Raw genomic sequence first — 22142 nt, forward strand, 5'->3', positions numbered from 1 at the left:
TAAAAAAATGCATCAAGTTTCTAAAAATTTTACATAAAATAAAATAAAAATAAAAATAGACAAAATAATTAATTATGGTAAAATTCAAATAAATATACAAAAACTATTGCAAATAAGAATATAAATATTAATTATAAAAATCACTTATAATCTGTTAATATATATATAGTAATAATTAATTTGGAGGAGCCTTATGAATACAATAAGAAAAATAACAGATATTGAAAGAATCGAGGAAAAATTGAATAGTTATTTAAAAAAACCTTTAAAAAATACTAAAGATTATTACTTAACTCTTGCACAAAAATTTTTAATGGAAAATAAACCTGAATTAGCTGAAAAAGTAAAAAAAGAATTAATAAAAAAAGAAAAAAATCAAAAAAACTCACCTGAAAAAATCTTCGAAAAACAAAAACAAATCGACTTAAATATAAAAAATAAATCTTTAAACAACTCAGAAAAAGAAAAAATAATACAAAAAATAGAAAATTTAAATATTCCTTCAAATTCTATGGAAAATATAATAGAAATAAAAAACCTATTTGCCGATGAATCATTCAGAGAAATAATTCATTATTTAAAAGAATTTGATGCAAAAAAATTAAAAGATATTAAATATTTTGATTTCACAGATATTCTTTATAAAACAGATAAAGAAACCGCATATAAATTCATTAATAAATATAAAAAATTCTTCAAAAGACCCCCAATCTATAGAGGTGTAAAATATGATTGATGAAAAATTATTGATAATAAAAATAGATGAGCTAATACAAATAATAAAAAAAGAACATAGGAAATATCAAAAAATATACAAAAATAAAAAAATAAATATAATGGATTTACAAATTAAAAATACCATTGAATCTTCTATAAAAGATTTAAGTAACTCCATAAAAGATTTAGAAAAAATAAAAAAACAAAAATTAAAATATTTAATGCCGAAAGAACATAAAAATATAAATCAATTAAAAGTCATAAATGAACATATAAAAAACAAATTCAAAACAAATGTAGATTATAAAAATGAAATATTATCTCTTTTAAAGGAATTTGATACTTTTTTAACAATAAAAGATCTTTATTATTTATTATTCCCAAGAATAAATGACAATTTAAATCCAGAAATAGATTTTAATCAAATAACTCAAGATGAAATAAGATGGCAAATTCAAACAACTTTAGCATTAAACGAATTAATAGAAGCGAACTTAATAATAAAAGAAGCAAACAAATATATTATAAACAAAGAGGTTAAAATATGATTAAAAAAAAGACCGATGAAATTTTAAATATACTTGAAGAATTAAAAAAAGAAGAAGCTTCAAAAATAGGAGAACTTCTAACAAAAACAATAGTTGAAGAAAATATTATAGAACCTGAAATTGACAAATCTAATATAATAAAAACCATCTCAATAAAAAAACAAATAAAAGAATTAAGTAATAATAGTATAAATGCTATAAATACTCTGAATAAACTACTAAAATGAAAAATCCGATCTTTCGATCGGATTTTATACTATATATAAGCTATATAAATTATCTATACTATAAATAAACTATATTAATTAATCTTATGATATAATTATATCAGATGATATGTTAAATTAACATGTTCAAAAGCTAATTTTAAATCAACAATAAGTTACTTTTTGAGTACAAATATATTGTGTCTATTAAAAAAATTACAAATTCCTTTCACACCCAAAACACATCCAAAAGATATGGTTCCAAGTTTACCCCCACCACCACCAAAATGACTATAACTATAAACAAAAATAATAGAAACAAAGAATGATACTAAAACCATAAAAGCAAAGTTATTTATCTTTTTATCAGTACTCATACCAGCAAAAGTAGATGCCATAAATAAAACTGATAAATCAACTCCTTTTTCAAAAAAGATAACAGGAAAAATTAAAGCACCCAAAAGGCTCAATATGGAAGATGAAGCTACTAAATCTTTATTTAAATAATATTGCAAAAAAAAAGTCAAAAATACTCCCAAAAAACTTATAAAAAAGACAACAAAATCTAAATCATAATAAAATTCACCTTTTATAAATGAAAAATCAAATATGAAAGATAACAAAACCCATGAAACAAAAGCTGTAGCACCAAGTTTTCCACCAATTCCTTTAAAAACATCTTTTGATAAAACATAAAAAATACCCGTTATCAAAGAAACAATAATTATATGATAAAAATCATGATATAGATCTGGAGATACCATTCCAGCAAAAGCACCCGTATAAATAGGAATACTCTTATTTTTTAAAAAAGAACTTGAAATAATACCAACTAAACTTGCCGCTATTATAGCCCCTTGTTTTAAATATATATTTAAAACGTATGCAATAAAAGCTCCTAAAAATACAAAAAAAATATCTTCAAAATTGAATTTTAAAAATTTTTTATCTTTTTTAGAAATTAAAAAAAATTCTTGAATTATTGAATTTAAAATACCCAAAATAAGAAATAAAAGTACTAAAAAAACATAAATATTATCTTGAAAAGACGATATAAAAGATAAACCAAACAAATAAATAGTAAAAAAAGAGATAATAATAAAAGAAATATATTTCAATCCCATAATCCTCCCCCTTAAAATATCAAAATATAATTTTAAAATAAATATAAGATATAATAATATTTATTAAAACTATAAAAAACCCATATTTTAAAAATCTTCCAAAAGAAACTTTCATACCTTTAAACTGGTATAATAAGGCCAAAGCAATTATATTTGCAGAAGCACCTATAGAAGTCATATTACCTCCTACACAAGCCCCAGCAGATAAATAATACCATATATTAAAGTTTATCTTTGGACTCAATTTTATAAGATTCTCAATAACAGGAATAACAGCTGCTGTAAAAGGGATATTATCAAGAAATCCAGAAATTGATGATGATATTATCAATAAAAGTCCTAAGAAAACATCTGAAGACAATGAAGTTAATCCAACTAATTTATCTGCTAAAAAAGATAACACTCCAGTTTCTTCAAGAGCTCCCGTTATTATAAACAATCCCATAAAAAATAAAATACTTTCCCATTCAACCTCTTTTAATATATGATCTATATCATGTCTTTCTAATAAAAACAATGAAAAAAACGCTGCTATCATTGCAATTATACATGCTTCTAAATTCAACTGATGTTGAAAAACAAATAATAAAATAACTAATATTAAAAGTATAAAAGATAAAACAAATTCTTTTTTATTTTCAATCAAACTTTCAAATTCCATACTATCAATAACTTTTGATTCTATTTTCTTATTTAATTCTTTTCTAAAAACAAAAAAAACAAATCCCACTAAAGCCAACAAATTTATTAAAGATAAAGGAAACATAACTTTTGAAAAATCCACAAAAGAAATATCGGCTGCTGAAGCTATCATAATATTAGGTGGATCCCCTATAATAGTAGCTGTTCCTCCAATATTAGAAGCAAATATTTCTGCCAATATTAAAGGAAAATATTCTAAATCTAAAGAATCACAAATGGCCAATGAAATTGGAATAAATATAAGTATAGTAGTAACATTATCAATAACGCTTGAAATCAAAGCAACTAATAATATTAAAATAAAATACAAGCTCTTAACACTATGCCCAACTTTTTTTAAAGTATATACCCCTATAAAAGTAAAAATATTTCTTTTTTTTAGAACATTGACAAAAATCATCATGCCTAATAAAAGAAATATAGTGTTAAAATCAATATAATCAGTAAAAGCATCCATCTGATCTTCAAAAACTCCTATAATAATAACAATAAGAGCCCCCAACATTGAAGCAGTAGTTCTATTTATTTTATGGGTTATTATGGCAATCATTACAAAGATAAATACTCCTATAGAAACAATCTCATAAAACATAAAAATCAACTCCTAAAAATAAATTTACATAATTAAGAATTATACACTTTTAATTGTTAGCATTCAATACAAAATATTTCAATAATTTAGAATAGTTGTAAAGAATATATTCAAATAAAGAAAAATTTGATTTTACAAAATTATGTTATAATCAAAAATAGAAAATGAAAAAAGGAGCAAAAAAAATGAAAGAAATGACAGTTGATGTATTTATAGAAATACCAAAAGGAAGCAGAAATAAATATGAATATGATAAAGAAAACAAATTAATAAGATTTGATAGAATGTTATTTTCATCTATGCATTATCCAACTGATTACGGATTTATACCAAATACATTATCTTTAGATGGCGACCCAATAGATGTTTTAGTATTAGTATGGGAAAGTACTTTTCCAGGTTGCGTAATCGAAGCTGTACCAATTGGAATGTTCATGATGGAAGACGAAAAAGGTCCTGATGAAAAAATACTATGTGTTCCTAAAAAAGATCCTTTATGGAATCATATAGAAAATCTTTCTGAAGTTCCTTCTCATTTTTTAGCTGAAATAGAACATTTCTTTTCTGTATACAAAGAATTAGAAGAAAAAAAGGTAAAAACAGATGGCTGGAAAAGCAAAGAAGCAGCAATTCAAGCTATAAAAGATGGCTTTGAAAGATATAAAAAAGCAAACAAATAAAAACAACTTATTCTGTAATTACAGAATGAGTTGTTTTTTAAATGGGGAGATATAAAATGTTTAAAAAAAATGAAACTCTTTTATTCATAGGAGATAGTATAACTGATTCTGGAGCAACTTACAAGGAACCTGATGAAATTGGTAATGGATTCGTTAGACATATAAATGATTTCTTAAAAATAAAAAATCCAGAAAAAAAATTAAACATAATAAATAAAGGAATCGGGGGAAATAAAAGTATAGATTTATTAAAAAGATGGGAAAAAGACGTAATAAAAGAAAATCCTGATTTATTATTTATATTTATAGGAACAAATGAAATACTCGGAAAATACTTTGAAGATCCGTTTATAAGCGATATTGATATATTTGAATTAAATTTAATAAATATGATAGAACAAACCAATAAAAAAACAAATATAAAATTGATGAATTTAATACCTTATACAAAAAAAATAAAAAATCAATTTTTATTTGGAAAAGATCTTTATTCAAAAGAAAATTTAGAAATAATAAAATATAATAAAACAATAGAAAAAATAGCAAATCATTACAATTTAACATATATTAATCTATATGAAGATTTTAAAAAATTAGATGATTTAGACATAGATCTAACAATAGATGGAATACATCCAAATTCAAAAGGTCATATGTTAATATTCACAAAAATATTAAAGACCTTAAAAAAGGAGATATATATATGAGCTTTGAAGGAATTCTCATAGGTTTTTTTGCTTTTATAATCATAGGTATATTTCACCCAATAGTAATAAAAACAGAATATTATTTTGGAAAAAAAACTTGGCCAATTTTTCTAATATTAGGAATAATATTCATAATAATTTCAATATTTATAAACAACACTTTAATCTCTTCAATGATATCTATAACTGGTTTTTCATGTCTTTGGAGTATACATGAAATAATAGAACAAGAAGAAAGAGTAAAAAAGGGTTGGTTCCCCAAAAATCCAAACAAAAAAAATTAATTATAAAATCTAAAAAAAATCTACTAAAAACTGTGAATTAAAAAATTCACAGTTTTTTATTTATTTTTTTAAAAATAAACTTAATTTTTTTAATATATAAAGGCTTGACTTTTATTTTTTTAAATATTATAATAAAAATATGAAAAATAATTATGATTTTTATAAAAATATTTAAAATAAACTTTAACAAAATAAAGGTGGTGTTGTATATGTCATTCACTGTAATAGCTGAAAATTTAGAAAAAAAATTCATTATTAAAAAGAAAAAATTATTTAAAAAAACAGAAAAAAAAGAACTTAAAGCTGTAAAAGATATAAGTTTTCAAATAAAAAAAGGAGAAATATTTGGCCTCTTAGGCCCAAATGGGGCCGGAAAAACAACTACTATAAAAATGCTTTCTGGTTTATTAAAACCTTCCAATGGAAAAATTTTTCTAAACAATATAGATGTAAATAAAGAACCTTTAAAAGCATTAAAAAACATAGGAACCGTTTTAGCAGGAGATAGAAGCGTATATTGGAAATTAACGGCAAGAGAAAATCTTGAATATTTTGCTGCATTATATGGTTATAACGGAAAAGAAGGTAAAAAAAGAACTCAATATATTTTAAATAAAATAGGTTTAGAAGATAGAGCTGATGAATTAGTAGAAAAATATTCTACAGGAATGAAACAAAAAGTTGCACTAGGAAAAGCTTTAATTCCAGATGCTCCTGTAGTTTTATTAGATGAACCGACTTTAGGTTTGGATCCTCAAGCAGCTTTAAATTTAAGAAAAATAATTTTAAACTTAAAAGATGAAGGAAAAACTATACTTTTAACAACACATTATATGGAAGAAGCAGATTTTTTATCTGACAGAATAGCAATAATAGACAACGGTGAAATAATCGCAATCGATACTCCAGAAAAATTAAAGAAATCTTTAAATGAAACTAAAAAAATAAAATTTGAAATTACTAATTATTCAAAAAAATTAGAAAAAGAATTAAATCAAATAAAAAACATAAAAAATCTCATGTATAAATATGATGCAAATGAAGAAAAACATATAATAATTATCCATCAAAATAATGGTCATGAAATTATAGATGATGTATTAAACATATTAAATATTAATAATTCCAAAATTTTAAGCATGAATATAAAAGAAACAACACTTGAAGATGTTTTCTTAAATATAACTGGAAAAAACCTAAAAAATTAAATAATTGGGGGGATTTTAAATGAACAGACTAAAAACAATATATGCCGTATTCAAAAGTCAATTTATAATTCTAATAAGATATCCAACTTGGATAATACAACTTTTATTTTGGCCTTTAATATTTCCTTTAATATATATATTAAGTGCCATAGGCTTATCTGGTCCAGATAATTCCGGATTAAAAAATTTTCAAAACATTACTGGAACAGATAATTATATAGCTTATATAATAATTGGAACTATTACTTGGATGTGGGTTAACATGCTACTTTGGACTTTTGGAACATACTTAAGAGAAGAACAAATGCTTGGAACTTTAGAATCTAATTGGTTAACTCCTACAAAAAAATTTGATTTTTTAATTGGTGCAGGATTAATATCACTTTTTATAGCTTTAATAACAAATATAATAGCAATAGCGGAATATATTTTGATATATAGAATACAATTCCAAGCACCAATTTTAATGTGGTTTGTAATATTTTTAATAATGATGCCAGGAGCATTTGGAATAGGAAGTATCTTTGCAAGTATAGTTCTATGGGCAAAAGAAGCAGGGGCTATGGTAAATATAGCAAGAGGTATAATAATGATAGTTTGTGGAATAACTTTTCCAATATCTGTAATTCCTGATTGGCTTCAAATGATATCAAAAATAATACCAATTACTCATGGAATAGAAGCAGCAAGACTAATAATGTTAAATGGTTATACTTTAAAAGAAGCTTCCTCTCCAATATTTAAAACTATAATTATTGGAATAATATATATAATTATAGGAAGATTATTTTTTGCATTTACAGAATATAAAGCCAAAACAACGGGTTCATTTGATAGATATTAAAAATATAGGAGGTATATAAAATATGAATAATATTAAATATATTCTTAATGTATACAAAGCAAGATTTATAATATCATTAAAAATATATATAAGATATCCTATAAATTTTTTAATGAATTTTTTTATGCCTATAATGTGGATAGCTCCATTTTATTTTATGGGAAAAGGATTCACTAAAAATGGAAATCTTCCAGGATTTGAATATTATGCAGGAAACTCAGATTATATTGGATTTATAGTAGTTGGATATATAATATCTTCAATACTAATATCAACATTGTGGGGGATGGGTTTTTCAATTAAAGAAGAAATGCAACAAGGCGTTTTAGAATCTAATTGGTCAGCTCCAATAAACAAAATTCATTTAATAGTAGGAAAAAGTTTATACAATTACTTTATAACTTTTTTAGAAATAGTCATAACTATAATAGTATGTCACTTTGCATTCAATTTCAATATTAATGGAAATATGTTAAAAGCAATATTAATAATAATAATATCTATAATAGGTTTTTATGGATTAGGTATAATAATAGCAAGTTTAGTATTATTAGCCAAAAATGCAAATCCTATAATTGATATGTCAAATTCATTAATAAGCGGATTATCAGGTAGCTTTTTCCCCATAAAAGTATTTCCAAAAGGAATCTTATTTATATCATTATTAATACCTTTAACTTATGTATATGATACAACAAGATATTTTTTAATATCTCAAAAATCTTTATTCAATATAAAATTTGAAATAATAATATTAATAATAACTTCTTTATTACTTTTAATAATTGGAAATATTGTATTTAAAAAAATAGAAACAAAATGTTTAGAAGAAGGAAGATTATCTGGACATTAAATAAAAAAAAATAATGTATAATATTAATAATCCAATTGAAAGGGAGGGGCTAATTATGATAGTCACAACAACAAATTCTATTGATGGGAAAAAAATTATAGAGTATAAAGGTATAGTATTTGGCGAAGTAGTATCGGGTGTGAATTTTTTAAAAGACTTTGCTGCTGGATTAAGAGATTTTTTTGGTGGAAGATCTGGATCTTATGAAGGGGAATTAATAAGGGCAAGAGAAGATGCAATAAGAGAAATGGAAGCAAGAGCTTCACAACTCGGTGCAAATGCTGTAGTTGGAGTTGATATTGATTATGAAGTTTTAGGACAAGGTGGAAATATGTTAATGGTTACAGCTTCTGGCACGGCAGTTTATTGCGAATAATAAAAATAATTATAAAAATCCCCAATCATAAAAGATTGGGGATTTCTTTACAATTTATTTATCATATTCTTTATACCATTTTGGAGTTTTTCAGAAATATTTTTTACTTCATTCATTAAAATATTCAAATCTCTACCTTTATTAATTTCTTTAGCTTTTTTATGAAGCTCTTCATGCAATCTCAAGATTTCTTCCCATTCTTTTTCATACTCTTTTCTACATTTTACTATTTTTGAAAAAATACCAAAACTACATCTATTATGATCACTTTCAACTTCTATTTCTTCCCCTTCTATTATTTTTTGAAATGATTTAACCCATTTTTCATGAGCTTTTAAAGCCTTTTCAAACTCTCTTTTTTTCATATGATTATCAAATATATCAAAAGAAGATAACATCGAAATTAGATCTCCAACATTTTTTATAGTATTATCCGAAATATCTACTAAATATTCACTATCCTCAAGCATAATATCATTATTATCAAGAATTTCTTTAATACTATTTCTTATTTCATCAACCTTATCAGATGAATTTCGCATATTAGCACTTATCTCTTCAGCCGTTGCATTTGTTTCTTCAGTACTTGCAGAAAAATTCTCAACTATTTCATTCAAATCATTCATTTTCACATTCATATTTTCAAATTTCTGAAGAATCGATTTAGTTTCTGTCTCTGTGTTTTTTATCAACTCTGCAGTATCTTTATTAGAAACATTGGTTTTCTTAGATATTTCTACTAAATCTTTAATTATATTTGATATATTCTCAGTTGCTCTTTTACTTTCTTCAACAAGACTTCTTATTTCATCTGCCACAACAGCAAATCCTTTTCCTGCTTCTCCAGCACGAGCTGCTTCTATTGCAGCATTCAATGCAAGTAAATTTGTTTGTTCTGTAATACTATCAATAGTTTCTAATATTTGCCTTATTCTTACAGAACTTTTCATCAAAATATCTGAATTTTCCATTGAAAGTTCCGATTTTTCAACAGCTGTAAAGAGCATTTCACTCATTTTTTCAATGGCCCTTACACCTTCATCAGAATTTTTAGATATATCATTAGAAATTTCACTAAGCCCTTGAGCCGATACTGCCTGTGAATCACTTGCAGTTGATAAATCTTGAACACTTTCATTAACCTGATGAATTCTTTCGGAAGTATCAATAGTATTTTCATTTATTAATGAAATCTTTTCTCTACTTTTAATTAAATTATTTTGACTTTTTTTAGAACTCCTTGTAAGAGTCGAACTTAAACTTCCCAAACCTTGTGCAAATTGTGTAATTCTTATCATTGATTTTCCAAGCTCATCAACAGATCTTTGAAGTGAAGAAGCTATTATTTTAAATTCATCATCATATTTCATATCCTCAAAATTAATTATCATATTACCCCTTGAAAACTCATCAACATTATTTTTTAAAAAATTTATCTGTTTAATTATTTTTTTAGAAATAATAAAAGAAAATATAATTATTATACCTAAAACAATAAAACTTATAATTCCAGAATAAAAAATGGTATTCTTTTTAACCTCAACAATATTAGAATAATCTATTTTAGACCCTATATATCCTATTATTTCATCAGAAAAATCTCTTAGTGGAAGCATTACAAAAATATTATTTTTATCAACTTCATAATAATAAGGTTCTTCTTCTGATTTTATATACTGCTCATGGTTCAAAAACAAATCTATATCATAATTTTTATTTTCATAAATAATAAATCCTTCTGTCATATCACTTTTAAACACTTTAATAAATGAATCTCCTTCTACTTTATTCAGAAAAGTAGAATCAATGGCAAGACCCAATTCAGCCGTCCCAACATAATTATCTTCATAATAAACGGGTCTAACATATCTAAAACCAAGTCCCGCGACTCCAACTTCAAATCCTGAAACTGATTTCTTATTCTTTTCAACTTGAACTATAGTTTTACGAAATCCACTCAGATCATCCCCAAATTTTTCAGGTTTATGAAGTCGTAAAAAAGATCTAGCATTTTCATGAAATTGAAATTGAGCTATATTATTTTCGCTCAAAGTATTCCAAGAATCTTTTAAAATGTTCAAAAGATTATCTCTATCTTTTTCATAAAAAGATTTTAAAACTTTTTCATCAGCTAAAATAGAATCAAGAGTTCTTTTTAAAGACTCTTCAATATTATTAGATTCTGAATTAAAAGAAAAATCTATTTGTTTTATAAAATTTTCATTTTGAAAATCATATAATTTATTTTCAAAAAACAAAAAGAGGTATAAACACACTTAACTTTGTTCTTATCTTCATATTTTTCGCCCCTTTTATATAATTATAGTTATATCGTATAACGATTATACAATGATAGTACATATTTGTTAATTATATTATACAACAAACGCTCAAATATTACAAATTAAACAAATTAATTACCAAAACAAATATAATAAGTTATTAAAACATTACTTAAAACGATATAAAAAAAAGTCTGTAAAAATAAAATATGATACTTCTAAAGAAGTATCATATTAAATACATAATCATAAGATTTCTATAAAAAGTTATATACAAAAACACTCAAAAAACTAACAAAAGAAGTACTTAAAAGATTTACCATATTATTATCAAAAAAAGCATATCCTTTAACAAGTTTATTCTTTTTACCATTTGAAAATTCTTTTTCGGTATAAACTCCCATAGAATCTATATACAAACTTTGAAAAAGAATTCCCAATAAACTATCTAAAAAAGAGCCTATAAAACCACCAAAAGTAATTATTAAAAACATTTTTACAATTTCAAGAACTAAAAAATTTTTAAAAATTATAATATATCCAATCATAAATACAATACCAATAAAAAAAGAACCTATAAATGAAAAAAATAATCCTGTTAAAGTTACTCCTCCAGAAATACCTCTTTGCATTTTTTTTAATGTAAGTATATTTATTGGATCATGAGAACTTAAAACTCCAAGCTCTGAAGCCCATGTATCAGAATTAGCCGCGGCAAAAAAAACTCCATAAGCGACAAGAAACATATTATTTTTACTATAAAAATATAATATAGAATATATAATAGCAGGTAATGAATTGACTAAGACTTGTGTATAATCTCTTTTGGATGTTTTTTTATATAGTTTTTCAAAATCATTTTTTATATCTTTTTTAAATTTTGTAATTAAAGAAGAAGATACAAAAAAAGAAATCATAATTATAGAAAGATAAAATCCCCCAAATGTATATATCAAAGTCCCTACAAAAATTGCACATAAAGAACCGCTAAAAGTAAGCGAATTACTTTTATAAGCAATAATAGCTATGATAGAACTAAAAAATAGTCCAATAAAAAAATTCAACATAAATACACCTCTAAGAATATTTTATAAACTCTTTTAAATTCTCTCACATAATTATTTAATCTTTATATCAAAAAACTAAAAAAGTATTTAACCTTATTTATAACAAAAAAATAATTCTATTTATGAATGAAATATGTTCTAATTATTAATCAGGTGAACTTCATATTTTTCACAAAATTAACCTAAAAAGTTATTATAAACCCTTGACATAGACTTAACCTCATTATATATAATTTAAATGACTAAATAATACTTAAAAAAAATTAAAACATCATTATTATTAATATAATAATATATTTTTGACAGTCGTTTAATTTTATCCAAAATACTTTGGCATTTGGCAGGAGGTGTATGTCTTATGTTAAAAAGAAATAGAGTAGAATCTTATTCTGAATTGATTAACAAAATAGACAAAGAAGAAATGAAACATGTTTTCGAAGAAATGTTAAGAAGAATATAAAAGCTAATAAATAAAAGGGAGATTAAATTCTCCCTTTTATTTTATAAAATTTGTTATTATTTTTTTCTCTGCTTCTGGTTCTTTAACAGAAGATAATTCAAAATTTTTCAAAGTCCATATCATATTTTTTGCAAGAACTTTTATAATTTGTAATCCTTCAAGATCTTTATTTATATCTCCTGAATTTGTGCCATATATAACATTCCAATAATTTGAACTTGGCACTACCATTTCTGAATAATTTATATAATTATAAAGTTGATTCAAAGCTGTCATCCCACCAGTTCTTCTTGTCACAACTAATGCAGAACCTACCTTATGTCTGAAAATATTTTTATTTGCTGTAGAAACATAAAAAACTCTATCTAAAAAAGATTTCATAGTTCCTGTAATTCCAGAAAAATGAACTGGTGAAGCTAATATTATCCCATCAGACTCTTTAATTTTTTGAATATATGTATTAACTTCATCATCAAAGACACATTTTTCATCTTTTGTCTTAAAACATGTTCCACATGAAACACAACCTCTAATAACTTTAGTTCCTATATTAACTATTTCAGTTTCTATACCATGTTTATTCAATTCATCAAAAAATATATTCAATACCTGATAGGTATTGCCTTTTAAATTAGGACTACCATTAAATCCAATTACTTTCATAATAAAACCTCCCATCTCATACAATTATAATATTAAAAATAAAAAATAATCATTAAAAAAAAATATATTTAATGTAAAGTCTCTTAATATACTTTACATTAATCATTTAATAGATATTTTTGATTAATTTTTTGTTATGGTTACTTACAAAAATAATTAACAGTAATTATTTAAGGTATAATATTTAAAGGCTTCAATATATTTTTTATTGTATATTTTATGGAGGGATTTTGATGAGTATTAACAAGAAAATTATTATATATTTTATTATTTTAGTACTACCAATATTTTTATTAATATTTTTTAATAATTTTAATCAATTGAAAGAAAAAAAAGATTTTTTGTCAGAAAACATGATCGAAAGTAATCTATTAATAAAGAATAATTTTGAAACTTATATATCAAATTATAAAACTATAGTAGATTTTTTATCAAAAAACATTAATTTGAAACAATCAATTGATGATAATACATACAAAAAATTTGCCAATAATTTATTAACGGATTATAAAAATTCTGATCCTAACATTTATTCTATAACTTATATACTTTCAGATAATACTAATATATCTGTACCAGAAGATACTAATAATATTGAAAATATAAAAAATACTATTTATAAAAAAACTATAAAAGATGAAGAAAATGTCTCCATATCTTCACCATACGTTTTATCAAATTATAAAACTATAATCTCAATATCAAAACCTGTAAAAAACAATAATAATATAGTGGGAATTATTTCTATAAATATAGATTTATCTTTATTAGAAAAAAATATTATTCCATACTTAAAAAATAACATCAATGTTTTTATAACGGATTCAAAAAATAATAAAATAATTTCCACGGAAAAAAACATAGATATAAATTTATTCGATGATAAAAATAACAAATCTAATTTTTTAATCACAAAAGATAATCAAAATACTTATATATTAACTAATTCAAAAATCACAAATTGGAATTTTTATACTTATATGAATATAAAAAATTCTTTTAAAGATGTCAGAATTAATTTTTTTACAAATTTAACATCAAATTTAATAATACTTATAGTAATGATATTTATAATATCATTTTTCATAAAAAAACAAATAATGATGCCTTTAAAAAATATCAGCCATACCATAAACGAATATAGTAAAGGCAATTTAACTAAAGAATACGAAATAAATAGCAAAGATGAAATCGGAATAATATCAAAAAGTTTAAATACTTTAAGGTATGATTATAAAAGATTTATAGAATTATTTAAAAATTCTGCTTTTCTTCTCGAATTTAATTCTAAAAATTTAAAAACACATACAGATAACTTAGATATATTTTCAAATTCTTTAAAAAGTAGTGTAGAAGAAATCTCTAATAATTCTGAAAATGTTTCAGCAAATGTAGAAGAAGTAAATTCTGGTATAGAAGAAATAACAGCTTCGGCAAACGCTATATCAAATGAAACAGGAGAATTAAAAAAAATAGCTATAAATACTGCTAAATCATCAAATGATGGAAAAGAAAATTTAAATTCAATAAAAGAAATGATTAAAGATTCATTAAAAGAATTCGAAATAACAAAATCGAATTCAGATAATTTAAAAAATAAAACTAATAATGTAGAATCAATAGTTGATAGTATAAGTTCTATAACACAACAAACAAACTTATTAGCTTTAAATGCCGCAATAGAAGCTGCACGTGCTGGAGAAGCAGGAAAAGGTTTTGCTGTTGTAGCATCAGAAATAAGAAATCTGGCAGAAGAATCAAACAAAGCTACTGAAGAAATCTCTAATATACTAAATGAACTTAAAAAAACCTCTGAAAAAGTAAATTTTTCAACAAATAATGCTTTAAATTCATTAAATGAAGTAAATCAAAAAATGTTAACTACGATAGAAAACTTCAAGACAATAGATATATTAATAAATTCTATGGAATTAAAAATAGAAAAATTAAATGAAAATTCTGAAAATCAAAGCTATTCTACAAGTGAAATAAGCTCTTCTATGGATAGTGTAACTCATTCTATAACAGAAATAGTAGATAAATTAAATGCTTTACTCAAAATATCAGATCAACAATTGAACATAAAAAATGAAATCTTTGAAACTTCCACAGGACTTCATAACTTATCAGATAGTCTTAATTTACAAGTTGAACATTTTAAAATATAAAAAAGATAGAGTATATAAAATATATACTCTATCTTTAAAAATATATGTTATAATTATCACAGAATTAACTTATAAAAAAAGTTTAAAAAAAATCAAAATATCCTTATAAAATAAAATTTTGGAGGATTAAATATGAAAATTATAAGACATAATAATGCAAAAGACTTTTATACTAAAGTAAAAAAGCACCTTATAAAATATGAAGCTTTAAACAATCTTCCTATAGGAATAATCTTATCTGCTTTTGAAAAAAGTTTTTATGATGATCAAATATTTGCATATATAGAAAATAATTCAAAAATTGAAATTATACTAATAAAAACTATTGATAGATTAGTTTTATATTCAGAAAATCCGCCTACAGAACAAAGTTGTTCTATATTATCAGACTTTTTAATAGATGAAGATTTTTTAATAAGTGGTGTAATCGGTCCTTCTTCTGTCATAAAACCATTTAATAAAATTTGGCAAAGAAAAAAAAATTGTTCTATTAAACTAACTATGAATCAAGGAATATATAAACTTCAAAAATTAAACCATATTGAAATATCTGAAGGTAACTTAAGATTAGCTGAAAAAAATGATATAAACACAATATCTAAGTGGATCATTGACTTTTCTGAAGAAGCTTTAGAAAAAATAACTCATAAAAAAGCTTATGAATTAGCAGAAAATAGTATAGATAATAAAAGACTTTTTTTATGGGAGTACAAAAACAATCCAGTTTCAATGGCAAAAAAAACAAGGCCCACAGAAAATGGCTATGCAATAAACCTCGTATACACTCCTAAAAAATTTAGAAATCAAGGGTTTGCTTCTTCATGTGTATCAAAATTAAGCGAAAAAATATTAAATGAAGGATATAAATTTACTTCACTATATACAGATATGTCAAATAAAACTTCAAATGGTATATATAAAAAAATAGGTTATAAATACATAGGCGATTCAGTTGTGTTTGATTTTATATATTAGTAATAGTTATATATTAACTATTACTTTTTTTTACCTATATAAAGCATGTGTTCACTGGAAGCCCAAGTTAAAGGATCTGTTGATGTCTTATATATAATATCAATCCACTTTTCAAATGTACTTTCATCAAGATTGTTTAATTTTTCTTCCTGTAAAGCTGATAAACCTTCAATAGCAGTCAATTTTAATTCATTTATTAAGAATAAATCCATAAAAGGTCTTATATCATGTGGATTTATAAAATATGCATCAGTAAATCCTAAATTGAGATCATCAGATATATTTTTTCCATCTTTTAAATAATTCAACAAATCTTCTGAAGTCTTTATGTTTTCCGGATATTTTTTCAAGCAATCTATTATAGGAGCATATGAACTTATAAATGAAACAAATAAAATCCCTCCTCTTTTAAGAACTCTCAAAGATTCATTTATAGACTCTCTCCTATTTTCAACTTCCATTATATGATACATAGGCCCCATATTCAAAACTACATCATAACTTTCATCTTCTATCATATTCAAATTTATTGCATCTGTATTTATAAATTTTTCAATTTCAACATTGAAATGTTCAGCTTTTTTCTTGGCAAAAATCAAATTATTTTCGGATATATCAACACATGTAACTTTATGACCTAATTGAGATAAATAGATACTATACCTTCCCGGACCAGATCCAATATCTAAAATTCTTGAATTATTCTTAATATATTTTTTCATGTTTCTTTTAGTAATTTCAAATTCAATCTTATGTTTATCGAGTCTCATCCATTCTTTTTCTACAAAATCATCATAATATTTTCTTATTTTTTTCATATTATCCCCCTCATATCAAAAACATAAGATTATATTATTTTTTTAATCACTTTTTCTATATTATCTTTTCTTATATTTTCAACAGATTCATTAACTTTTGCAACTTTTTTTATTATAAATTTTTCAAAGAAATTCATCTTATTAAAATCATAGCAATATCCTGCATACTCTATCATATCTATTTTATCTAAATTATTTCTTATATTATTTTCTACAAACTCTTGAAATTTTTCTTCAAATCCAGAAACAACTAAAAAATAAATTTTTTGTTCAGAATTTTTATTAAGTAAAAGATTTTCAGAAAACTTAATAAATTCTTTATTCATAGTACCTGCATAAACAGAAGATATCAATATAATATTTTCATAATCATTTTGATTGATTTCTAAACCTTTTTTTATTTTTTCAATTTGTATTTCTGTATCAACACTATCTTTTATATAATTCGCAATTTTTTCACCAGTTCCTTTTTTACTCGAATAAATTATTAAAGATTTCATATTATCCCTCCAAATTCATATCTATTATTTTATATTTTTAATAAAAAATAAATAATCATACCCATTATTTATTATACACTAAAAAAATAAAATAAAACTTCTTTTTTGTGAATTATTACTCATCTTAATATAAAAAACATTTAAAAGTAATAAAAAATTAATTTTATCCTCTTATAATTAAAATAAATTATTTAATAATTTATTAACATTTTATTATTCTTGTTATAAAATTCTCAAATGAAATTTAAAAGGGGGTGAAATTATGCAGTCTTTTTATGAAATTGAATTAATAGAAGAACTTCATAATCTTCAAGATACTTACGGTTATATTCCAGAAGAAGATATAATAAGAGTAGCAAAAAAACATGAAATACCTAAAGCCCATTTATATGGAATTATAAGTTTTTATTCTATGTTTTATTTAAAACCAACAGGTAAATATATAATAAGAATTTGTGATAGTGTTTCATGCAGAATTAAAGACTCAAAAAACATCTTAAAAACTATAAAAAATTATTTAAAAATCGATGAAGGAGAAACAACTGAAGATAAAAAATTTACTCTTGAAGTTGTAGAATGTTTAGGTCATTGTGGGGAAGGACCTGTTATGTCTATAAATGGACATTATTATAAGTATCTAACTAAAGATAAAGTTTTAGAAATACTAAAATCTTTAAATTAGGAAGTGATACTATGGAAAAAATCTTTTTAAAATCTGATATCAATTTAAAATATGAAAATTACCCTTTTGAAGGATTAAAAAAATCTTTAAAAATTTTACCTGATGATGTAGTAAAAAAAATAAAAAAATCTACCCTAAAAGGTAGGGGAGGAGCAGGATTTCCAACGGGTTTAAAATGGGAATTTTCAAATAAAATTGATTCTGATATAAAAATTGTAATATGTAACGGAGATGAAGGAGAACCTGGAACTTTTAAAGATAGATATTTGATGGAAAATATGCCGTTTAAAATAATTGAAGGTATATTAATATGTGGATACGCAACAAAATCAAGATATGGTTATATTTACATAAGAGGAGAATATGATCTTGCAATAAAAAAAATAAAAAGAACTATAGAAAAAATGTATAAAAATAACTTAATTGGTAATAATATACTTGGAAGTAATTTTTCTTTTGATTTAAAAGTAATACGTGGTGCTGGGGCTTATGTATGTGGAGATGAAACATCCTTAATAAATTCAATTGAAGGTAAAAGAGGTATATCAAGAATTAAACCGCCCTTACCTATAAATAAAGGATTATATGATAAACCAACCGTTGTAAATAATGTTGAAACACTTTGCACATGTGCCGAAATAATGAAATATGAAAATGATATTTTTTTAGAAATGGGAACCTCAAATAGTAGAGGAACTAAATTAGTATCTGTAAGTGGTGATATATACGAAAGTGGTGTATATGAAGTTGAATTCGGTAAAAATACTATAAACGACATAATAAAAATGTGTGGCGGCATAATAGGAAAAGAAATAGGAATGATTATTCCGGGTGGAATTGCAACCGAATGTTTAATAAAAGAAGAATTAAACACTTTATATACCTATGAAGATTTAGAAAAAATAGGTAGTTCAATAGGTTCAGGTGGAATGATAATAATAAATAATGAGAAAAATATTTTTGAAATACTCAAAAATGTTTCCGATTTTTTCAAAAATGAAACTTGTGGAACTTGTTTCCCTTGTAGAGAAGGAAATAAAAATATAAATATAATATTAGAAAATACTATAAAAAATAATACTATATCTAAAGAAAAAATTGAAATAATAAGTGAAATAAAACAAGCAATAGGTTTAGCTTCAAGATGTGGTTTTGGTCAATCTTCTGTCAATTTAATTTTATCCATTTTAAATAAGAAGGTGAAAAATCATGAGTATCAACATTAAAATAAATAATAGATCTTATACCTTCAATGATAAAATAACAATTTTACAAGCTGCAAAAAAAGCAAATATAAAAATTCCAACTTTATGTTTTAATGAAAAATTAGCTCCTTATGGAAGTTGTCGATTATGTTCAGTTGAAGTTGAAAATAAAAAAAATCTAATGCCTGCTTGTGTTACTTTAATTGAAGATGGAATGAATATAAAAACTCATTCTAAAAAAGTAAGGCATGTAAGAAAAGTAATAATGGAACTAATAATTGCTTCACATGATATAAATTGTAGTTCAAATTGTTTAAACTGTTCAAGAGCTAATTCATGCGAAATAAGAAAAATATCAGATGAAATAGGTATAAGAGAAATTAGAATACCTCCTATAAACAAAAAACAACCTGTAGATAAAAGTAGTTTTTCAATAATAAGAGATCCACAAAAATGTATAATTTGCAATAGATGTGTTAGGAAATGTTCTGAAATTCAAAATATAAATATATTAACAATAGCTAATAGAGGACCAGAAACCCATGTGACAACTTTTATGGATAAAGGAATGGGAAATGTTGAATGCACAAATTGTGGTCAATGTATATTAGAATGTCCTACTGGTGCTTTACATGAAGTATATCATATAGATCAAGTTTGGGAGGCAATAGAATCTAATCAGTACTTTACAATAGTTCAAACAGCTCCTGCAGTAAGAGTAGCCATTTCAGAAGAATTTAATGAAAAATCAGGAAAAATTTCTCCTTATCAGATGGTTGAAGGATTAAAATTACTCGGATTTGATAAAGTTTTTGATACAAATTTTGCAGCTGATTTAACAATAATGGAAGAAGGATATGAGTTTATAGACCGTTTAAAAAACGAAAAAGACCTTCCATTAATGACTTCTTGTAGCCCTGGATGGATAAAATTCGTAGAACATAATTATCCCGAATTCATAAAAAATCTTTCTTCATGTAAATCTCCACAACAAATGTTTGGAGCAATAGCAAAAACATATTTTGCAGAAAAAAATAATATTTCGAAAGATAAAATAAAAGTTATTTCTATAATGCCTTGTACTGCAAAAAAATATGAGATGCAGAGAAAAGAAATGATAAATGATGTAGATTATGTTCTAACTACAAGAGAATTGGCAAAAATGTTTAAACATGCTGGTATAGATCTATGTAATTTAAAAGAATCTCTTTATGATGAACCGCTTGGAGAATCTTCAGGTGCTGCAGTAATATTTGGAGCAAGCGGGGGAGTTATGGAAGCTGCACTTAGAACCTCTTATGAAGTAATAACTGGATTAGAACTCGAAAAAATAGATTTTCATGATTTAAGAGGTATTAAAGGCATTAAAGAAGCCGAAGTAAAAATTGCAAATAAAAATATAAAAATAGCCATCGTAAATGGACTTGGAAATGCCAGAACTATTTTAGAAAAAATAAAAAATGGTGAAAAACAATATCATTTTATAGAATTCATGGCTTGTCCAGGAGGCTGTATAGGTGGCGGTGGCCAGCCAATTCCAACAGATGAGAATACTTTAATTGAAAGAATGACTGCGATTTATGATATAGACAAAAATAGTGAATACAGAAAATCTCATGAAAACCCTTCAATAAAAAAACTTTATAAGGAATATTTAGATCATCCAAATAGCGAAAAATCTCATGAATTATTACATACACATTATACTTCAAGATCTTAATTATAAAATCAGACTAAAACTAAAAACTTTAGTCTGATGTCTTTTTATTTAATCAAAAAAATTACCTGTATAAAAATTTTCATTATCAAGTTTTTTTGCAGTCATTTTAAATATAACATTACCATCTGGGCAAACAATATTTTTACTATATTTACTATTTCCACCGATATTTATTAAATCGCCACCACTTCTGACAGCTTCCATAATAGGAAACATAATAGTCATTACTTTTGAACAAATACCTTGACCATTTGAGTTTACAGGACAACCATATGTACAAGTATATATATCACCAATTTCTTCACCATTTCTACAATATCTCTCTGTTTTATTTCCACGTAAAAAACCTATTACTTCAATTTCCCATTCATATTCTTCATCATACCATTTTTTCATAATCCATCTCCTTAAAAATATTATGTTTTTAAAAGATTTTATAATTTCCTTTATAAATATTATACTGTAATATTCTTATATTATATGATATTATATTAATATATTTATATATTGGAGTGATAAAAATGCCAGATATGTTAGTAAAGCTATACAATCTTGAAGAAAAAAAAGAATATAAAGATGAGTTATTAAAAAAAGGAATAATGATAAGAAAAGCAATATCTCCAGAAAAACATATAATAACAAAATGGATAGAAAAACATTTCAATGAACATTGGAAAAGTGAAGCAGAAAGCGCATTTTCAAATAATCCTGTAAGTATATTAATAGCAATAGACATAGAAAAAGGGAAAATGATAGGATTT

The 22142-nt window shown here is 23.9% G+C and carries 23 protein-coding genes and 1 pseudogene; 16 read left to right on the plus strand and 8 right to left on the minus strand.

Annotation, left to right across the window (positions count from 1 at the left end):
- Window positions 1-193 precede the first annotated feature (193 nt).
- Genes PWP28_RS03375 through PWP28_RS03385 form a run of 3 tightly spaced genes read left to right on the plus strand, consistent with a single transcriptional unit; the run spans window position 194 to window position 1492 of the window.
- Window positions 194-736: a hypothetical protein gene (locus PWP28_RS03375; protein WP_158274858.1), complete on the plus strand. Its 543-nt coding sequence runs from the start codon at window positions 194-196 to the stop codon at window positions 734-736.
- Complete coding sequence (locus tag PWP28_RS03380; RefSeq protein WP_109605119.1) at window positions 729-1265, plus strand: hypothetical protein; 537 nt, start codon at window positions 729-731, stop codon at window positions 1263-1265. Before PWP28_RS03375 ends, PWP28_RS03380 begins: the two co-directional genes overlap by 8 nt.
- Window positions 1262-1492, plus strand: coding sequence for a hypothetical protein (locus PWP28_RS03385; protein ID WP_109605118.1), 231 nt, complete (start codon window positions 1262-1264; stop codon window positions 1490-1492). The genes PWP28_RS03380 and PWP28_RS03385 overlap by 4 nt, the downstream gene beginning before the upstream one ends.
- Window positions 1493-1647: 155 nt before the next feature.
- Here PWP28_RS03385 and PWP28_RS03390 read toward each other — a convergent pair whose 3' ends face one another.
- Window positions 1648-2595: a hypothetical protein gene (locus PWP28_RS03390; protein WP_308644255.1), complete on the minus strand. Its 948-nt coding sequence runs from the start codon at window positions 2593-2595 to the stop codon at window positions 1648-1650.
- 19 nt (window positions 2596-2614) lie between these two features.
- Window positions 2615-3889 (minus strand): ArsB/NhaD family transporter, encoded by a 1275-nt coding sequence (locus PWP28_RS03395; RefSeq protein WP_264149828.1) that lies wholly within the window; start codon window positions 3887-3889, stop codon window positions 2615-2617.
- Window positions 3890-4074: 185 nt separating this feature from the next.
- Between PWP28_RS03395 and PWP28_RS03400 the strand changes: the two genes are divergently transcribed.
- The 7 genes from PWP28_RS03400 to PWP28_RS03430 all read left to right on the plus strand — a co-directional run bounded on the left by PWP28_RS03400 (window position 4075) and on the right by PWP28_RS03430 (window position 8841).
- Window positions 4075-4569 (plus strand): inorganic diphosphatase, encoded by a 495-nt coding sequence (locus PWP28_RS03400; protein WP_109605115.1) that lies wholly within the window; start codon window positions 4075-4077, stop codon window positions 4567-4569.
- A 56-nt stretch (window positions 4570-4625) separates the two neighbouring features.
- Window positions 4626-5276 carry a GDSL-type esterase/lipase family protein gene (locus tag PWP28_RS03405; protein ID WP_158274857.1) on the plus strand — a complete coding sequence of 217 codons (651 nt, stop codon included), beginning with the start codon at window positions 4626-4628 and terminating at the stop codon, window positions 5274-5276.
- The gene (locus tag PWP28_RS03410) at window positions 5273-5560 is read left to right on the plus strand and encodes a DUF4491 family protein (protein WP_109605113.1); all 288 of its coding nucleotides are present in this window, start codon (window positions 5273-5275) and stop codon (window positions 5558-5560) included. The genes PWP28_RS03405 and PWP28_RS03410 overlap by 4 nt, the downstream gene beginning before the upstream one ends.
- 209 nt (window positions 5561-5769) lie before the next feature.
- On the plus strand, window positions 5770-6768 hold the full coding sequence (locus PWP28_RS03415) for an ABC transporter ATP-binding protein (RefSeq protein WP_308644256.1): 999 nt from the start codon (window positions 5770-5772) through the stop codon (window positions 6766-6768).
- Between the two features lie 19 nt (window positions 6769-6787).
- Complete coding sequence (locus tag PWP28_RS03420) at window positions 6788-7612, plus strand: ABC transporter permease (RefSeq protein ID WP_109605111.1); 825 nt, start codon at window positions 6788-6790, stop codon at window positions 7610-7612.
- Between the two features lie 22 nt (window positions 7613-7634).
- Entirely contained in the window at window positions 7635-8465 is an 831-nt protein-coding gene (locus PWP28_RS03425) for an ABC transporter permease (protein ID WP_109606635.1), read from the plus strand.
- Between the two features lie 55 nt (window positions 8466-8520).
- A complete protein-coding gene (locus PWP28_RS03430) occupies window positions 8521-8841 on the plus strand; it encodes a putative heavy metal-binding protein (RefSeq protein ID WP_109606633.1) in 321 nt (106 codons plus the stop codon).
- A gap of 47 nt (window positions 8842-8888) precedes the next feature.
- Here PWP28_RS03430 and PWP28_RS03435 read toward each other — a convergent pair whose 3' ends face one another.
- The 3 genes from PWP28_RS03435 to PWP28_RS03445 all read right to left on the minus strand — a co-directional run bounded on the left by PWP28_RS03435 (window position 8889) and on the right by PWP28_RS03445 (window position 13313).
- Window positions 8889-11099, minus strand: coding sequence for a methyl-accepting chemotaxis protein (locus tag PWP28_RS03435; RefSeq protein ID WP_308644257.1), 2211 nt, complete (start codon window positions 11097-11099; stop codon window positions 8889-8891).
- Between the two features lie 281 nt (window positions 11100-11380).
- Window positions 11381-12190, minus strand: a complete 810-nt coding sequence (locus PWP28_RS03440) for a DUF92 domain-containing protein (RefSeq protein WP_109606628.1) — start codon at window positions 12188-12190, stop codon at window positions 11381-11383.
- Window positions 12191-12686: 496 nt separating this feature from the next.
- On the minus strand, window positions 12687-13313 hold the full coding sequence (locus PWP28_RS03445) for a flavodoxin family protein (protein WP_308644258.1): 627 nt from the start codon (window positions 13311-13313) through the stop codon (window positions 12687-12689).
- A 233-nt stretch (window positions 13314-13546) separates the two neighbouring features.
- Here PWP28_RS03445 and PWP28_RS03450 point away from each other — a divergent pair, with 233 nt between their 5' ends.
- Together PWP28_RS03450 and PWP28_RS03455 are read left to right on the plus strand one after the other, a co-directional pair.
- Complete coding sequence (locus PWP28_RS03450) at window positions 13547-15481, plus strand: methyl-accepting chemotaxis protein (protein WP_109606624.1); 1935 nt, start codon at window positions 13547-13549, stop codon at window positions 15479-15481.
- Between the two features lie 132 nt (window positions 15482-15613).
- A complete protein-coding gene (locus tag PWP28_RS03455; protein ID WP_308644259.1) occupies window positions 15614-16456 on the plus strand; it encodes a GNAT family N-acetyltransferase in 843 nt (280 codons plus the stop codon).
- Between the two features lie 20 nt (window positions 16457-16476).
- Here PWP28_RS03455 and PWP28_RS03460 read toward each other — a convergent pair whose 3' ends face one another.
- On the minus strand, window positions 16477-17274 hold the full coding sequence (locus PWP28_RS03460) for a bifunctional 2-polyprenyl-6-hydroxyphenol methylase/3-demethylubiquinol 3-O-methyltransferase UbiG (RefSeq protein ID WP_109606620.1): 798 nt from the start codon (window positions 17272-17274) through the stop codon (window positions 16477-16479).
- Between the two features lie 29 nt (window positions 17275-17303).
- Window positions 17304-17774: a flavodoxin domain-containing protein gene (locus tag PWP28_RS03465; RefSeq protein WP_109606618.1), complete on the minus strand. Its 471-nt coding sequence runs from the start codon at window positions 17772-17774 to the stop codon at window positions 17304-17306.
- 262 nt (window positions 17775-18036) lie between these two features.
- Here PWP28_RS03465 and nuoE point away from each other — a divergent pair, with 262 nt between their 5' ends.
- From nuoE to PWP28_RS03480, 3 genes are read left to right on the plus strand one after another with little or no spacing between them, the layout of a single operon-like run.
- A complete protein-coding gene (gene nuoE, locus PWP28_RS03470; RefSeq protein WP_109606616.1) occupies window positions 18037-18456 on the plus strand; it encodes an NADH-quinone oxidoreductase subunit NuoE in 420 nt (139 codons plus the stop codon).
- An 11-nt stretch (window positions 18457-18467) separates the two neighbouring features.
- Entirely contained in the window at window positions 18468-19682 is a 1215-nt protein-coding gene (locus PWP28_RS03475; protein ID WP_308644260.1) for an NADH-ubiquinone oxidoreductase-F iron-sulfur binding region domain-containing protein, read from the plus strand.
- Complete coding sequence (locus tag PWP28_RS03480) at window positions 19666-21381, plus strand: NADH-dependent [FeFe] hydrogenase, group A6 (RefSeq protein WP_264149817.1); 1716 nt, start codon at window positions 19666-19668, stop codon at window positions 21379-21381. Before PWP28_RS03475 ends, PWP28_RS03480 begins: the two co-directional genes overlap by 17 nt.
- A gap of 48 nt (window positions 21382-21429) precedes the next feature.
- Here the strand turns inward: PWP28_RS03480 and PWP28_RS03485 are convergent, their stop codons facing one another.
- On the minus strand, window positions 21430-21777 hold the full coding sequence (locus PWP28_RS03485; protein ID WP_109606611.1) for a TIGR04076 family protein: 348 nt from the start codon (window positions 21775-21777) through the stop codon (window positions 21430-21432).
- A 125-nt stretch (window positions 21778-21902) separates the two neighbouring features.
- Between PWP28_RS03485 and PWP28_RS03490 the strand changes: the two are divergent.
- A pseudogene (locus PWP28_RS03490) lies at window positions 21903-22142 on the plus strand (GNAT family N-acetyltransferase); the annotation flags it as partial.

This window comes from Oceanotoga sp., from assembly GCF_030445905.1.
Classification (GTDB): domain Bacteria; phylum Thermotogota; class Thermotogae; order Petrotogales; family Petrotogaceae; genus Oceanotoga; species Oceanotoga teriensis.

What these genes read in the sequence shown, in the direction of transcription:
- PWP28_RS03375 (WP_158274858.1), top strand. Translation starts at nt 194, where the DNA reads ATGAATACAATAAGAAAAATAACAGATATTGAAAGAATCGAGGAAAAA.
- PWP28_RS03380 (WP_109605119.1), top strand. Translation starts at nt 729, where the DNA reads ATGATTGATGAAAAATTATTGATAATAAAAATAGATGAGCTAATACAA.
- PWP28_RS03385 (WP_109605118.1), top strand. Translation starts at nt 1,262, where the DNA reads ATGATTAAAAAAAAGACCGATGAAATTTTAAATATACTTGAAGAATTA.
- PWP28_RS03390 (WP_308644255.1), bottom strand. Translation starts at nt 2,595, where the DNA reads ATGGGATTGAAATATATTTCTTTTATTATTATCTCTTTTTTTACTATT.
- PWP28_RS03395 (WP_264149828.1), bottom strand. Translation starts at nt 3,889, where the DNA reads ATGTTTTATGAGATTGTTTCTATAGGAGTATTTATCTTTGTAATGATT.
- PWP28_RS03400 (WP_109605115.1), top strand. Translation starts at nt 4,075, where the DNA reads ATGAAAGAAATGACAGTTGATGTATTTATAGAAATACCAAAAGGAAGC.
- PWP28_RS03405 (WP_158274857.1), top strand. Translation starts at nt 4,626, where the DNA reads ATGTTTAAAAAAAATGAAACTCTTTTATTCATAGGAGATAGTATAACT.
- PWP28_RS03410 (WP_109605113.1), top strand. Translation starts at nt 5,273, where the DNA reads ATGAGCTTTGAAGGAATTCTCATAGGTTTTTTTGCTTTTATAATCATA.
- PWP28_RS03415 (WP_308644256.1), top strand. Translation starts at nt 5,770, where the DNA reads ATGTCATTCACTGTAATAGCTGAAAATTTAGAAAAAAAATTCATTATT.
- PWP28_RS03420 (WP_109605111.1), top strand. Translation starts at nt 6,788, where the DNA reads ATGAACAGACTAAAAACAATATATGCCGTATTCAAAAGTCAATTTATA.
- PWP28_RS03425 (WP_109606635.1), top strand. Translation starts at nt 7,635, where the DNA reads ATGAATAATATTAAATATATTCTTAATGTATACAAAGCAAGATTTATA.
- PWP28_RS03430 (WP_109606633.1), top strand. Translation starts at nt 8,521, where the DNA reads ATGATAGTCACAACAACAAATTCTATTGATGGGAAAAAAATTATAGAG.
- PWP28_RS03440 (WP_109606628.1), bottom strand. Translation starts at nt 12,190, where the DNA reads ATGTTGAATTTTTTTATTGGACTATTTTTTAGTTCTATCATAGCTATT.
- PWP28_RS03445 (WP_308644258.1), bottom strand. Translation starts at nt 13,313, where the DNA reads ATGAAAGTAATTGGATTTAATGGTAGTCCTAATTTAAAAGGCAATACC.
- PWP28_RS03450 (WP_109606624.1), top strand. Translation starts at nt 13,547, where the DNA reads ATGAGTATTAACAAGAAAATTATTATATATTTTATTATTTTAGTACTA.
- PWP28_RS03455 (WP_308644259.1), top strand. Translation starts at nt 15,614, where the DNA reads ATGAAAATTATAAGACATAATAATGCAAAAGACTTTTATACTAAAGTA.
- PWP28_RS03460 (WP_109606620.1), bottom strand. Translation starts at nt 17,274, where the DNA reads ATGAAAAAAATAAGAAAATATTATGATGATTTTGTAGAAAAAGAATGG.
- PWP28_RS03465 (WP_109606618.1), bottom strand. Translation starts at nt 17,774, where the DNA reads ATGAAATCTTTAATAATTTATTCGAGTAAAAAAGGAACTGGTGAAAAA.
- nuoE (WP_109606616.1), top strand. Translation starts at nt 18,037, where the DNA reads ATGCAGTCTTTTTATGAAATTGAATTAATAGAAGAACTTCATAATCTT.
- PWP28_RS03475 (WP_308644260.1), top strand. Translation starts at nt 18,468, where the DNA reads ATGGAAAAAATCTTTTTAAAATCTGATATCAATTTAAAATATGAAAAT.
- PWP28_RS03480 (WP_264149817.1), top strand. Translation starts at nt 19,666, where the DNA reads ATGAGTATCAACATTAAAATAAATAATAGATCTTATACCTTCAATGAT.
- PWP28_RS03485 (WP_109606611.1), bottom strand. Translation starts at nt 21,777, where the DNA reads ATGAAAAAATGGTATGATGAAGAATATGAATGGGAAATTGAAGTAATA.